Below are 12,887 nucleotides of genomic sequence, written 5' to 3' on the forward strand. Positions count from 1 at the left end.
ATGGTGATCTCGCCATCCCGGTAGCGAAACGCGGCCTTCGTCAGGCGGATCGACTGTCGGCCATCCTTGCGCTTGAAGCGCGGATAGCGCGCCCTGAGCTTGGGGTTGAAGAAGTTGTCGAAGGCGGCTTTCTGGTCACGCAGGGTTTGTTGCAGGATCACGCTGGACACATCGGCAAGCCAGGGATTCGCAGCTTTCAGCGCCACTAGCCGCTTTTCCACTGCCGAAGGCGACACCGACTCGCCGTGCTGCTGATAGGCCTCAGTACGAAACGCCAAGTTATTGTTCCAGACAAAACGTGTACACCCGAATGACTGAGCCAACAGCACCGCCTGCTCGGCGGTGGGGTACAAGCGTTCTTTGTAGGCGCGCTTCGTCATGCTGTATAAATATCAGGGGTTGGTGGCCACATCAACACCGGCACCGCGATGCGCACTTCTATCACCGCCCGAGTGGGCGATGCGTTACGCGCTGTTTGGTAAGCTGTCTCCATAGCCGACGAGCGAACAGGCCAGTAAACAACCTCACGCGTGATGGCCAAGTTGACTGATATTGTTGTTCAACCGACTTGAGCCCGCCGACGCTCGATCACGAGACATACCCTAATCGGCACAACCCTCCGCCGGACGTGTAAACCACTTACCCGCCGTTTCGCCCTCGTATAGCGTCACACTGGACCCGTCATCCCAGGCGAAGCCGATGTCCCGACGATCCCCGCTGGCCAGTGCGCGGCGGTAGAAATACCAGCTGAAGACGACCGCACGCCCAGCGGTAACATGCGCCCGGGGGGAAGCAGACACCTCGACACACGCATTCGGCTCGATGATGTCGACCCTACGCGTAGCGGATGCCGTGTTGCCCGCGCTGTCGGTTGCGCTGTAGGTGCAGGTATACAGGCCAGCCCGTGTGGTATCGACGCTGTCGCAGTTGGCAGTGACTGGCAGGTTGCCGTCTTCGGGATCCGTCGCGGTGGCGCCTGGATCGGTAAATACCTGTCCTACCTCCAGTTGCAGTGGGTTCGGGCCCATGAGCGTGATGCGTGGCCCCGTTGCTGCCGTGCCGTCGCGCGGGTGACGCTCGAAGAAATCCCACACGATGTCCGGCAGGCTGGGCCCGCGTCGCAGCGACCACCGGCCATTGTTACCCGCTTCACCGCCGATCCAGTAGTGGCCATGATCGGTGTCCTGGGGGTTCGGCGTCGCCAGGGGGCCTGCATAAAACACGGTCTCGACCACCGACCGGCTGCCGCTGTCGCCATCCGCGGTGAAAATGTCATGGCGGCAGTCATAGTCCTCGACAAAGAAGGGAGTGCAGGGACGTGAGTCTGCCGGTGTGTTCCGGGAGGCGTTACCGAAGACCGTGAGGTGCGCATCGCGGAGATTGAGCCCGGCCCGCTGGATGACGGTACAGTCCCGTTCATTCTGAATCACCATCAGGGGGATGGGGTAAGGATCGTCGACTTCATCGCGCATATCACTCACGACCCGACTGACCGAATGAAAGGTGGCCGTGCCGGGACACTGGAACGACACCGATGCGGCATCCTCCCCGTAGGGAAGGCCCGCGGCGCTCACCGCCGCCGCCCAGTATTCGTTATGGGTCATCGCCGCCACGACGGCCATCGCGCCGCCCGAGGAGAGCCCCGCAATATAGCGGCGACCCGGATCGATCTCGACGCGATCTTCGACTTCCAGGGCAATGCGGTGCAGGTCTTCCGGTTCACCCCCGCCTTCGTGTTGGTGCTGGTCGAGCCAAAATCCCCAGCAGTTAGGATTGCGCAGGCCATCGTAGCTGGTGATGAAAGGTGTGACGAGAATAAAGCCGTAGCGGTCGGCGGCGGCGGTCAGGCCCCAGTCCTGGAGTACATCGTCTTCTGTCTGACGACAGCCATGCAGCACCATCACCATGGGGGGAGGGCTGTCCAGCTCATCCGGGCGATAGATGGTGTACTCGCGGTCACGTGATCCCGGATACTCCTGGGCCTGGAAGGTGAACGTTTCCGTCGTGCCAGCTATAACGGCCAAACTGGGCAGTGCGAGGAGCGCCATCGTAAGCGCGTTTCGACAAAACAGGCTGATACGCATGATGTCACCCGGTTTGGTAGCGGTAGGGTCTCAAATGAGCTACATGAGTTCTAGGAGTTATAGGAATTATCTTGCTGGCAGCAAGAGAGCTTATAGCGTAGTTCATTCGGGAGCAGGGACATGGACATCAAGCTGTATCAATAAGCGACCACGACACTGACGCTCCACGCCGAGAGCCAATGTCACCCTCCAGCACCCGTCAGGCGCTGGCGCCATGCCTGGCGCACCAAGAAAAAGGGCCGCCGATCAATGATCGGCGGCCCCTGATATTACCCTTTCAATGCGCCGGCATGGCCGGCGCCTGGGTCAGGCTTGCTTGGCAGTCTTGGCGGCGGTGTCGGTCGCCTGCTTGACGTTGCTCTCGGCAGCCTTCTGGGTCTGCTTGGCGTTCTCTTCAGTCAGCTTCTGGCTGTCCTTGACGAAGTCCTGCTGCAGGGCCACGACCTTCTCGGCATCGCCTTTAAGGCGCTCGGTCAGGTCCTTGGCGACTTGCTGCTGGCCTTCCATGTACTCGCGGAGGCCTTCGGCATCCTTGACGTTCATGAGGTTGCGCAGCTGCGCCAGGCTGGTGTCGGAGTAGGCCTTGCCAGCGTCGAGCTGGGCGTTGACCAGCTTCTCGGTGTAGTCCACTGAGAGCGCGGCGTAGGCACGAGCCGGCGCGAAGAACATGGATTCAAACTGCTCGGTGATCTGATTGGTGTCGAAGTTTTGCATGATTGACCCTCCTGGGGGTTCTAACTATCTAGAAGGCCCTGGGTGCCTCCCGATGCCTTCTGCGTCTCTGATGCAGTGCACAATAACAGAGGAAATGGTGCAGTGCAACAAAGACCGCCACGACAGCTGGACCCCTTCAAATCGCCACGAGCGGAGGGTCAAGCCCGTGGCGGACGGCGTCGATGTCGAATACTCGGCAGGCGCGAGCCGGCCTTGCGAAGTCCGCGCCCAACACGACGAAACAGCCTGGCCTTTGCCGTGTGGCCGGGTCCTACATCGCCACTTCCGCCGGCTTCACCAGCCGGTCGAACACATCGTAGGCGAGTTGCATGACCTCCTGGTGATTGCCGGCATTGAAGGCGATGATGTCGGCCTGGGTTAGATGCGGTGAAACGAAGACCTCCAAGTCGAAGAGGTTGCCGAAGGGGGGCATGGCCCCGGGCTCGCAGTCGGGGAAGTGATCGCTGAACTCGCTCTCTTCGGCCAGCCCAACGGACTGGGCACCCAGGGACTGGGCCAGCCGGCGCAGGTCGACTCGGTCAGTGGCCGGCAGCACCGCCAGCGCGAGGCGGCCGTCGACGGTTACCATGACGCTCTTGGCAAAGTGGCGGCCAGGCACATGTGCCGCCTCGGCGACCTCTTGTGCGGTATAGGCCGGGGAATGGTGTTGAATGACGTATTTCACGCCGTTCTCGTCGAGAAAGTGTTTGACGCGCTCGATGGCCATGGGAAACATCCTCCCGTATGTGGTTTAAGGACCTAACAATAAGCCTAGTCAGTCTCGAGCCCAATGGGGAGGCAACCAGGTCGCCCGAGACTTCTACGCCAGCCTTGGCTTCACCGAGACGGGCATGCGCGAGGAGTAACGAGGTCATCGCCGAAATCAGGAGTTGACGAAACGGGAGGCAGTTCATCGAGTCGCCATGCCTATCTCACCGTCCCGGTAATGGATATGGTGGCAGGGATCGCCAACATCCAGGCACACAGCCTGGCAGTGGATGAGGTTCGTTATGGCACTCCGACGAGGACATCTCTGGCGCAACCGACTGGTAAACGGCCTGCAGACCCTGCTGATCCTGCCGGCCTGGCCTTGGTGCTTTCCGTGCCGGGCTATCTCTTCGCCGGTAGCGGTGGCGTTTTGCTGTGTATGATGGTGGTCCTGATGGTGGTGTACATCAGCGGCTGGATGCCGGCCAGACTGATTCTCACCAATGCCGGTGCAGGACGACTGCAACGGCCTCATGCGCCGGAGCTCTACCACATCCTCGACGTCCTCTACCAGCGTGCCGGCCTGACGATTCCCCCGCAGCTCTACTACGTCCCGACGCGGGACCTCAACGCCTTCGCCATAGGCAGCCAGCGAGATGGCGGCATCGCCATTACCGAAGGCCTGCTCAGGACGCTGGATCTTCGCCAGTTGACCGGCGTGCTCGCCCATGAGGTGAGCCATCTGCGCCACGGCGATACTCGAGTCATGTCCATGGCGGCCGCCATGACGCGCCTCACGGTTTGGATCACCACCGTAGTGCAGATCAGCCTGCTGTTGATGCTGCCCCAGGTTGTGATGGGTGAGATGACTTTCCCCTGGGCGGCACTGTTGTTGGTAGCGCTGGCCCCGACCATCAGCACCCTATTGCAACTCGCGCTTTCGCGAAATCGGGAGTATACCGCCGATATGGAAGCCGCCGACCTGACCGGCGACCCTCTCGCCCTGGCCTCGGCCCTGCAGCTGCTGGAGCGCTATCAAGGCAGCTGGCTGACGACGATGTTCGGCCGCCACAAGCCGGCCTGGATCGACTGGCTGCGCACCCATCCACTAACGGAACAGCGTACCCGCCGGTTGATGGCAATCAACGAACATGCTCAGGGAGACAGCGCCCAGCCGATCATTCGACAGACCGATCTCGAAAGGCCAGTGATCCTCCAGCGTCCCAGTCCGATCGGCGGGCGCTACTGGATCCTGCGACGCCGCTGAGACCCGCAGCGCGGCCACCCTCTTTAGTTTGGAGGAGGATGTGGAAGCCTGCCTTAAGCGACACCGCTTATGATAGCTTGAAGAGCATTTCAAAACATTGAAACTAGGCCTGTTGACGTTTGATGGTAGGGGGAGGAAGGAGGACTTGGCAGGATAGAGGCAAGCTCGCAGAGGGCAGGGTTCGAACCTGCGACCCTCGGCTTCGGAGATCAATTCGTCTGCAAAACCATATCTCCTGCTGGTGGCGGAGCAAGAAGATTAATGCCTTAAATTCGACGACTTAAAATCGTTATCGCCCTAAGTGTTAATTTAGCGGTGGTCGATTAAGGACATTTAACCTACACGTAAGCAGCGATAATGGGCACAGACTGTTAAGTCTACAGGTGTCCAGATGCGAACAAATGACCCTTGGCGATATAGCACCTACTGAGTACGGCTCTCAACATTAGCGCATCCCTATTAGCGGCTAGGGCTCCATAGCGGATCTCATGGGATGGACTCGGCGCGATAAGCTTGCCGGGACACAGCAGTACTAGCTGACGACTCTGCGATGTGGGTATTCGACCCCGCTCGCCAAAGCTGATGCATCCTTTGCCTCGGCTATGGATATCCAGCTATCGATCCCACCCGAGAGTGCACGTAATACTGGGCTCTACTGCCCGGTCCAATCGCCCTCTCATGCTCAATCATCCAGCCTTAACTCTCGCCTGAACTCTCGTCTCCAGCGGGCCAGGAAGGCGCTACGACGCTGCGGATCAACGAAAGCTAGCAAAGAGGCGTTGAGAGGAATCGGGTAGATTCGCTCGCCAACCTGATCGCGCAAGCGCTGGGCGGTGTAGGGGCCAATGATGCCGGGAAGTACGCTGAACAATGGCGTCTGACCGGCCAGGACCCGTTGCCCCTCCCGGCTTAGCAGGAAGTTGACGAAAACCTTGGCGGCATCCGGGTTAGGCGCCGCCCGATGGACAAAGGCCATACGCATCATCACCAGAGAATAATCCTGCGGCAACTGCACGATTACCTCGGGGTGGTCCTGCGCCCAGACCATCGCGTAGGAGCCAAGCAGGTTATAGCCAAGCCAATAGCGGCCCTCACTGATACCTTCCAACATGGCACGGGTGTTGTCTTCCAATTGCGCATCAACCCGCCCCATACCGGCGACAAGGTCCCAGAAGCGAAGTGAATAGCGGGCGTCCTGCTGAAACAGGGTATAGCCGATGCCGCTGGTCAGCGGCGAGTAGGTGGTCACTTTCTGCTGCAGAAGATCATGCTGTGTGGTCAGCAAGGTGTGCAGGTCGGCGTGAGTCCGGGGCGGCATCATGTGCTTCGTCAGGTCGAGTCGGTAGGCCATGACGATTGGCTCGAAGGTGAAGCCGAAGACTTCGTCTCGCCATTTGGCCCACGCCGGCCAGTTTCGGGACTGTGGCGAATCCAGTGGGAGCGCATAGCCCTCGTTGACTCGAGCCATTTGCCACGGCATTGCCGAGCTTATGACAACGTCCGGCGCCGGATCACCCTGCACAACGAGGTCATCAACCTCTAGTGTCGAGCGGTCACGAAAGTCCAGGTCGATGTCGGGATGGTTCGCCTGGAAAGCTTCGAGCAGTGGTGCCACCACGTCGCGATCCAGTGCTGCCTCCACCACCAGAGGGCTGGCAAGCGCTCGCGCTGGCTCCCCGAGAACCAGCATAAGCACCAGAACCAACGGCCCCCAAGTGAAGCGAGACACGGGCGGTAGAGATGGCACTTTCACGGTGTGCCCTCATTTTCGCAAAGTGGCAAGTGGAGCTTTACCACCAAGCCATGGGGTTTGAGGCTCTCCAGCGTCAATCGAGCACCACAGCGTTGAGCGATAGAATCCACGATTGCCAGCCCTAGCCCGGAGCCGTCAGTTCCCTGTCGACCACCACGCTCAAAGGGCTGCAACAGGCGGTCACGAGTCTCGTCAGCTACCCCCGGCCCGTTGTCCTCAACAAACAACACCGTTTCGTCGTCATGACGTTCCAAACCCAAGGTGATCTCGCTGCCAGGCGGCGTATAACGCAGGGCGTTGTCGATCAGGTTCCCAAGCAACTCGCGAATCGCCCACTTTTCAGCGCGCACCCACACCGGTCCCGAGGGTAACTCGGCCAGGCCGAGATCATGCTCTCGCGCCGCCTCACTTCCGGCCCAGTCGAGCAGGGTCTCGCGCAACACACCATTCATGTCCAGAGGCGTGGCGATGCCCTCTCCGCCGATGTGTCGAAGCCGGACGAGGCTAAGCAACTGCCCGGCTAGTCGACTCGTCCGTTCGGCACCATCATGCACCGTCGCCAGTGCAGCATGCCATTGGGCCGGGTCCGAGCTCTGCAGTGCCAGCTCACTGGTGCTCTGCAGACCCGCCAGAGGCGTCTTGAGCTGATGACTGGCATCGGCGGTGAAGCGCAATAGCGACTCCCGGCTCTGGCGCTGGCGGTCGAAGAGATGATCGAGGGTATTGGCCAGCTCGCGCATTTCCTCGGGGACTCGAGCGTCGAGAGGACGCATGTCATCGGCCTCGCGACGTCGCAAGAGATGGCGTAGCCGACGCATCGGAGCCAAGGCCACGCGCATGGTCATGACCATCAGCGTACCTGCCAGCAGCACCATGGCCACGAAGTGGCTGACGCTGCGCTCGAACAGCTCGTCGGCGAGCGCCTTACGCCCCTCTCGGGTGTGCCCTACCCATATCTGCACCGGCTCCTGGGAGATCCAGCCTGCCGAGTCGTATTCGCGACCGTAGAAGCGCCAGGACGTGTCATCGAGGGTCGCCGTCACCGCCCAAGGCTCGTTCGTGACCTGCTCGCGCCACCCGGGGGCAATGGAAAAGGGCATATTGGCGGACACCGGCTCACCAGAAGTATCGAGTACGGAGTAGAAAACCCGCTCCTGATGGCGCGTGGCCAGGATCTGCAGGGCCGCGGCGGGAACCTCCACCACCGGTTCGCCTTCTTCCCATTGAACAGCTTCGGCGATCGTCATCGCCGCAGCCTCAAGCTGGCTGTCGAAGGCTCGTTCTGCGGCACGATGCGTGCTCCGCCAGGCCTCGACCATCAGTAGCGCACCCAACCCCGTCACCGTAACCAGCAACCAGACTGCCAATTGGCGTTTGAGTGAACCGGTTACCTCGATCACTCGTTGACTTCCTCCAGTCGGTAGCCAAGTCCACGGAAGGTTCGGATCTGCAGTCCCGTGCCTTGTAGACGCTTGCGCAAGCGACTGACATAAACCTCCAAGGCATTGGAGCCCACCTCGTCGAAGCCGAACAGCCGGCGTTCCAACACCTCCCGAGGGGCGATGCTGCCTGCGTGCAGCAAGAGGCCTTCGGCCAGCAGAAGTTCACGGCGCGGCAACACTATGGGCACGTCGTCCAGGGCGGCCGTGCCTGTCGACGGGTCAAAGGAAAGGCGAGCAAAGCGTAGTCGGTTGTCACTGCGCTGCTGACTACGCCGCAACAGCGCCCGTACTCGAGCTTCCAGCTCTGCCAGAGAGAAAGGCTTGGCCAGATAGTCATCGGCGCCCAGGTCGAGGCCGCTGACCCGGTCGTCGACACCATCCCGGGCCGTGAGTATCAGTACCGGCGTGGTGTCGCCACGATTGCGCAATGCTGCCAGCAAGTTGAGGCCGTCACCATCGGGTAATCCCAGATCAAGCAGGACCAGGTCGAAGCGGTCATGGCTGAGTGCAGCATGGGCCTCGGCATGGGTGGTAAACGCCTCGACCGTATTGCCCAAGGGAGATAGGGCGCGTTCCAGAGAACGAGCGATTAACAGATCGTCCTCAATAACAAGTAAGCGCATGCGACCAAAGTCTCACTAAATAACGAGCAAGATGACAGGTTGATGAAAGGTGGCAGGCCTAGCATCGCACTGGCTATCCACAGGATGGCAAGCGAGACAAGTTTCTCGCATCTCACGACAAGAGAACAGGAGTACATCATGAGGATCAACACAGCCGTCCGCCACGCCTCCGGTATCGCCCTGCTGGGTGGCGCCCTACTAACAGGCCAGGCACAGGCCAACGATAATACGGAATGTATCGCCCCCGCCAAGCCCGGAGGTGGCTACGATCTGACCTGCCGATTGGCGGCCAATGGCCTACTGGAAGCGGAGCTCATCGAGGCACCCATGATGGTGACCTACATGCCGGGCGGCATTGGCGCCGTGGCCTATAACCACGTCAACGGCGTACGCACCGATGACCCCAACCTGATCGTCGCCGCCAGCACTGGCGCCGCCGTCAACCTGGCACTCGGCAAGTTCGGTCAGTACGACGGCGACGAGGTGCGCTGGCTGGGCGCCCTGGGCGTCGACTATGGGGCCATCGTCGTCAGCGCCGACGCACCCTGGCAGTCATTGGACGAGTTGATGGCTGACCTCCAGGAAACCCCGGGCGAAATCGCCTTCGGCGCAGGGGGCACGGTAGGTAGCCAGGATTGGATGAAGGTGGCATTGACCGCCAAAACCGTGGACATCAACCCGCGCGATCTTCGCTATGTTGCCTTCGAAGGCGGCGGCGAAGCGCTTGCGGCTCTGCTCGGCGATCATATTCAGGTCTTCACCGGCGATCTCTCCGAGCTCAGATCACAACTCGAGGGTGGAGATATCCGCGTTCTGGCAGCCCTCTCGGAAGAGCGGATGGGTGGGCCATATGCCGACATACCCACGGCAGCCGAACAAGGCTACGACGTCCAGTGGCCGATCTGGCGCGGCTATTTCATGGGCCCTGAGGTCAGTGATGAGGCCTACGCGACATGGGTCGAGCGTCTGAAGACCCTTTCGGAAGATCCTGGTTTTGCCGAAATCCGCGAGGCGCGTGGCCTTTTCCCGATGTCACGCTTCGGTGACAGCTTCGACACCTACGTGCAGGAGCAAATCACTGACTTCAAGACACTGGCCGAAGAAGTAGGTCTGAAATGAAAATCGCTGCCGACCGACTGTTGGGATTCGCGCTGATCGGTCTGGCGGCGTTCGTTGCCGTCCAGGCCATCAACCTGGAAGTCCCTTTCAACTATGAGCCCGTGGGACCACGGGCCTTTCCCCTTGGGCTGGCCATCCTGCTCGCTGCACTATCGCTGGCGCTAGTGTTCAAACCTGGCCCCGACGGCCACTGGCCACACGGAGCGCTGGCTCTCAAGTTGTTGCTGGTACTGGGCTTGCTGCTGGTTTACACCATGCTATTCACACGCCTGGGCTTCATACCCACGACGTTTATGGTAGTGGCAGCCTTGGCATGGTTGTTCGATGCCACTTGGGGCAAGGCGCTGATCGCTGGGGCACTGATGGCGGTAGGCAGTTTTGTTCTGTTTACCGAGGCGCTGGGCATCGCGCTTCCCACCGGGTACTGGCTTAGCGCCATCACTTAAAGGAACGCCAAGATGTTTGATTTCCTGATACAGGGCTTTGGCGTCGCGCTGAGTCCACTAAATCTGGGGCTGGCCTTCCTCGGTGCACTGCTCGGTACGCTTTTCGGAGCGCTACCGGGTATCGGGCCGATCAACGGCATCGCCATCCTCATGCCACTCGCCTATACCCTAGGCCTTCCGGCCGAATCAGCCCTCATCTTACTCGCCGGTATATACACGGGTGCGGAGTACGGCGGGCGCATGTCGAGCATTCTGCTCAACGTGCCCGGTGATGCGGGTGCGGTCATGACCACCCTCGATGGTTATCCACTGGCCAAAAAGGGTCTGGCTGGCCCGGCGCTCGGCCTCTCGGCAGTCAGTTCCTTCGTCGGCGCCACCATCGCCATCATCGGTCTGACGCTATTCGCACCGCTTCTCGCGAAAGTGGCGGTGATGTTCGGCCCCGCTGAGTTCTTTGCGCTGATGGTCTTCGCCTTCTCATCGATGGCGGTCATGATGGGCAAGGATCCGATCAAGACCGGTATCGGTGCGGTGCTGGGTGTACTGATCGCCATGGTAGGCGTCGACTCCGGTACCGGCGTATTGCGCTATACCTTCGGCATGGCCGAACTCTACGACGGCATCGACTTCGTGGTAATGATCATCGGGTTGTTCGCCATCAGCGAGATTCTGCTGATGTTGGAACACGCTAATCGTCCGGATAGCGAAAACGAGGAGATCCCGCCGTTGGGCCGCGTCTTCGTCACGCTAAAGGAGGTGCTCTACTGCAAGGGCGCAATGTTACGCTCAGGACTGATTGGCTTTATCATCGGTGTGCTACCCGGTACCGGCGCTTCCGTGGCCGGCGCGGTGTCCTACACCACCGAGAAGCGCCTGTCCGACAAGGATGGCACCTTCGGCCATGGCGACATGCGTGGCCTGGCCGCCCCGGAGTCAGCCAATAACGCCGCAGCGGCGGGCTCCTTCGTCCCCATGCTGACACTGGGCATTCCTGGCTCCGGTACCACTGCCGTCCTGCTTGGCGCCCTGATGCTCTACAACATCACCCCTGGGCCGATGATGTTTACCGAGCGGCCCGAGGTCGCTGGTGGCCTGATCGCGTCCCTGTACATTGGCAACGTTGTGCTGTTGGCACTGAATCTGCCATTGGCCGGGGTCTTCGCCAAGGTGCTGACCGTGCCACGCTGGGTCCTGGTCCCGGCCATTGCCATTCTCGCCTTCGTCGGGGTCTATCAGCTGCATTCCGATCTCATGGCCATTTACCTGATGCTGATCATCGGTGTGTTCGGTTACCTGCTTCGCAAGCTGGGCTTTTCCCTGGCACCGGTGATTCTAGGCTATGTGCTCGGTGGACTGATGGAGCAGAACCTTCGCCGAGCCTTATCGATCAGCGGCGGCGACGTCGACATCCTCTGGCAATCCGGTATTTCACTGGGGCTATGGATCGCGGCGGCGGCACTACTGGTTCTACCCTGGCTTGTGCCGAAGCTGTTGCCTGACAACAAGCCTCAGGAGAATGTGGAAGACGACTGAGGCCACGCTGCGTATCAGCTTCTGCTCTGGGCCCGCTACTTCATTGTGGCGGGCCCAGAAGTTTGACGGGAGGTAATGGTTTGAACTCGACGATGACGCAACTGATGGCCCGCTTTTGCCGCTTCCTGCCGACCCTGGTCTTGGGTCTGGCCGGTGGTGGCCTTGCCTACTGGCTACAAATGCCGCTGCCCTGGCTGCTGGGGGCCATGCTCGCCACCACGGCCGCGAGTCTCATGGGGTGCCGGCTGCGCTCGCCGGGACGGGGCCGCAAGGGCGTTTTGGTGGTAATCGGCGTGATGCTGGGTTCGGCATTCACGCCGGATATGTCCGGCGACCTACCGTTATGGGGGGCCAGTCTCGTCATCATGCTGCTGGCCACTGCCATGATGATGGGCTTTTCCGTCTGGTTTTCGCGGCGAATAGCCCACCATTCGCTGGATACCGCCCTCTATGCGGGCGTGCCCGGCGGCGTTTCGGCGGTGACCGGCATGGCGCTGGACTCGAACGCCGACCTGCGTGTCGTTGGCATGACGCATGCTGTGCGTATCCTGATCTTGCTGGCTGCCATCCCACCAGTATTAAAGTGGATTGGCCATGTCAGCCTGCAACCCACCGGCATGAGCCTGAACCAATGGTTGTGGCTGCCCAGCCTCACGGATGCGGCGTGGCTCGCCGTTGCCGGTGCACTCGGCGTCTGGCTGGGGCAGCGGCTACGCCTTCCCAACGCCTTGCTGTTCGGCCCCGCCTTGATCTCAGCAGGCCTGCACCTGTCGGGACTGACCCATGCGGTGCTCCCTCCCACCCTTATCGCCATGGCCCAGGTCGTGATTGGCATCTCGGTGGGAGTGCGCTTTACCGGAACCTCACTGGCCGAGGTGGGACATACCCTTACCATGGCCACACTCCAAGCAGTGGTGCTGCTGCTGATCGCCATCTTGGCGGCATGGGGTATCCACGCACTGACCGGGGTCTCGCTGGCGGCGGCACTGCTCGCCTATATGCCAGGCGGCGCGCCCGAGCTGAGTCTCGTTGCGCTATCGCTGGGCATCGACCCGGCCTTCGTGACCTCGCACCACCTTCTGCGCATCACGGTGCTGATACTGGTGTTGCCTTTGTTGTTGAAGCATTTCCAGCGGATGCGTGCCTAGCCTGATTCGCATGGCAGCCATATCGATTGATACTGACTCAGGAGCATGAT

The 12,887-nt window shown here is 60.7% G+C and carries 12 protein-coding genes; 5 read left to right on the plus strand and 7 right to left on the minus strand.

Going from position 1 to position 12,887, the window contains the following annotated elements:
- From KG088_RS18020 to KG088_RS18035, 4 genes are all read right to left on the minus strand, one after another.
- The coding region (locus tag KG088_RS18020; protein WP_213827805.1) for an RNA-guided endonuclease InsQ/TnpB family protein at positions 1 to 380 on the minus strand (380 nt) is incomplete at its 3' end.
- Positions 381 to 602: 222 nt separating this feature from the next.
- On the minus strand, positions 603 to 2,048 hold the full coding sequence (locus KG088_RS18025; RefSeq protein ID WP_213827807.1) for an extracellular catalytic domain type 1 short-chain-length polyhydroxyalkanoate depolymerase: 1,446 nt from the start codon (positions 2,046 to 2,048) through the stop codon (positions 603 to 605).
- A 342-nt stretch (positions 2,049 to 2,390) separates the two neighbouring features.
- Positions 2,391 to 2,798, minus strand: a complete 408-nt coding sequence (locus tag KG088_RS18030; protein ID WP_213827809.1) for a phasin family protein — start codon at positions 2,796 to 2,798, stop codon at positions 2,391 to 2,393.
- A 271-nt stretch (positions 2,799 to 3,069) separates the two neighbouring features.
- Positions 3,070 to 3,525: an aminoacyl-tRNA deacylase gene (locus KG088_RS18035; RefSeq protein WP_213827811.1), complete on the minus strand. Its 456-nt coding sequence runs from the start codon at positions 3,523 to 3,525 to the stop codon at positions 3,070 to 3,072.
- Positions 3,526 to 3,750: 225 nt separating this feature from the next.
- Between KG088_RS18035 and KG088_RS18040 the strand changes: the two genes are divergently transcribed.
- Entirely contained in the window at positions 3,751 to 4,773 is a 1,023-nt protein-coding gene (locus KG088_RS18040) for a zinc metalloprotease HtpX (RefSeq protein ID WP_213827813.1), read from the plus strand.
- A 682-nt stretch (positions 4,774 to 5,455) separates the two neighbouring features.
- Here KG088_RS18040 and KG088_RS18045 read toward each other — a convergent pair.
- Genes KG088_RS18045 through KG088_RS18055 form a run of 3 tightly spaced genes read right to left on the minus strand, consistent with a single transcriptional unit; the run spans position 5,456 to position 8,591 of the window.
- Complete coding sequence (locus KG088_RS18045; RefSeq protein WP_319941473.1) at positions 5,456 to 6,526, minus strand: ABC transporter substrate-binding protein; 1,071 nt, start codon at positions 6,524 to 6,526, stop codon at positions 5,456 to 5,458.
- Positions 6,523 to 7,926, minus strand: a complete 1,404-nt coding sequence (locus KG088_RS18050) for a sensor histidine kinase (RefSeq protein WP_213827815.1) — start codon at positions 7,924 to 7,926, stop codon at positions 6,523 to 6,525. The genes KG088_RS18045 and KG088_RS18050 overlap by 4 nt, the downstream gene beginning before the upstream one ends.
- Complete coding sequence (locus KG088_RS18055) at positions 7,923 to 8,591, minus strand: response regulator (RefSeq protein WP_213827817.1); 669 nt, start codon at positions 8,589 to 8,591, stop codon at positions 7,923 to 7,925. Before KG088_RS18055 ends, KG088_RS18050 begins: the two co-directional genes overlap by 4 nt.
- A 138-nt stretch (positions 8,592 to 8,729) precedes the next feature.
- On the opposite strand from KG088_RS18055, the gene KG088_RS18060 reads away from it, so the two are divergent.
- The 4 genes from KG088_RS18060 to KG088_RS18075 all read left to right on the plus strand — a co-directional run bounded on the left by KG088_RS18060 (position 8,730) and on the right by KG088_RS18075 (position 12,837).
- Positions 8,730 to 9,710: a Bug family tripartite tricarboxylate transporter substrate binding protein gene (locus KG088_RS18060; protein ID WP_213827819.1), complete on the plus strand. Its 981-nt coding sequence runs from the start codon at positions 8,730 to 8,732 to the stop codon at positions 9,708 to 9,710.
- On the plus strand, positions 9,707 to 10,156 hold the full coding sequence (locus KG088_RS18065; RefSeq protein WP_213827821.1) for a tripartite tricarboxylate transporter TctB family protein: 450 nt from the start codon (positions 9,707 to 9,709) through the stop codon (positions 10,154 to 10,156). Before KG088_RS18060 ends, KG088_RS18065 begins: the two co-directional genes overlap by 4 nt.
- Positions 10,157 to 10,168: 12 nt before the next feature.
- Entirely contained in the window at positions 10,169 to 11,689 is a 1,521-nt protein-coding gene (locus KG088_RS18070) for a tripartite tricarboxylate transporter permease (RefSeq protein WP_213827823.1), read from the plus strand.
- A 92-nt stretch (positions 11,690 to 11,781) separates the two neighbouring features.
- Positions 11,782 to 12,837, plus strand: coding sequence for an AbrB family transcriptional regulator (locus KG088_RS18075; protein WP_213827825.1), 1,056 nt, complete (start codon positions 11,782 to 11,784; stop codon positions 12,835 to 12,837).
- Positions 12,838 to 12,887: the final 50 nt, after the last annotated feature.

The sequence above is a fragment of the Halomonas jincaotanensis genome (assembly GCF_018448785.1).
Taxonomy (GTDB): Bacteria; Pseudomonadota; Gammaproteobacteria; order Pseudomonadales; family Halomonadaceae; genus Halomonas; species Halomonas jincaotanensis.

Coding starts and splice junctions, on each gene's coding strand:
- KG088_RS18025 (WP_213827807.1), bottom strand. CDS start 2,048: ATGGCGCTCCTCGCACTGCCCAGTTTGGCCGTTATAGCTGGCACGACG.
- KG088_RS18035 (WP_213827811.1), bottom strand. CDS start 3,525: ATGGCCATCGAGCGCGTCAAACACTTTCTCGACGAGAACGGCGTGAAA.
- KG088_RS18065 (WP_213827821.1), top strand. CDS start 9,707: ATGAAAATCGCTGCCGACCGACTGTTGGGATTCGCGCTGATCGGTCTG.
- KG088_RS18040 (WP_213827813.1), top strand. CDS start 3,751: ATGGTGGCAGGGATCGCCAACATCCAGGCACACAGCCTGGCAGTGGAT.
- KG088_RS18030 (WP_213827809.1), bottom strand. CDS start 2,798: ATGCAAAACTTCGACACCAATCAGATCACCGAGCAGTTTGAATCCATG.
- KG088_RS18070 (WP_213827823.1), top strand. CDS start 10,169: ATGTTTGATTTCCTGATACAGGGCTTTGGCGTCGCGCTGAGTCCACTA.
- KG088_RS18075 (WP_213827825.1), top strand. CDS start 11,782: ATGACGCAACTGATGGCCCGCTTTTGCCGCTTCCTGCCGACCCTGGTC.
- KG088_RS18060 (WP_213827819.1), top strand. CDS start 8,730: ATGAGGATCAACACAGCCGTCCGCCACGCCTCCGGTATCGCCCTGCTG.
- KG088_RS18055 (WP_213827817.1), bottom strand. CDS start 8,591: ATGCGCTTACTTGTTATTGAGGACGATCTGTTAATCGCTCGTTCTCTG.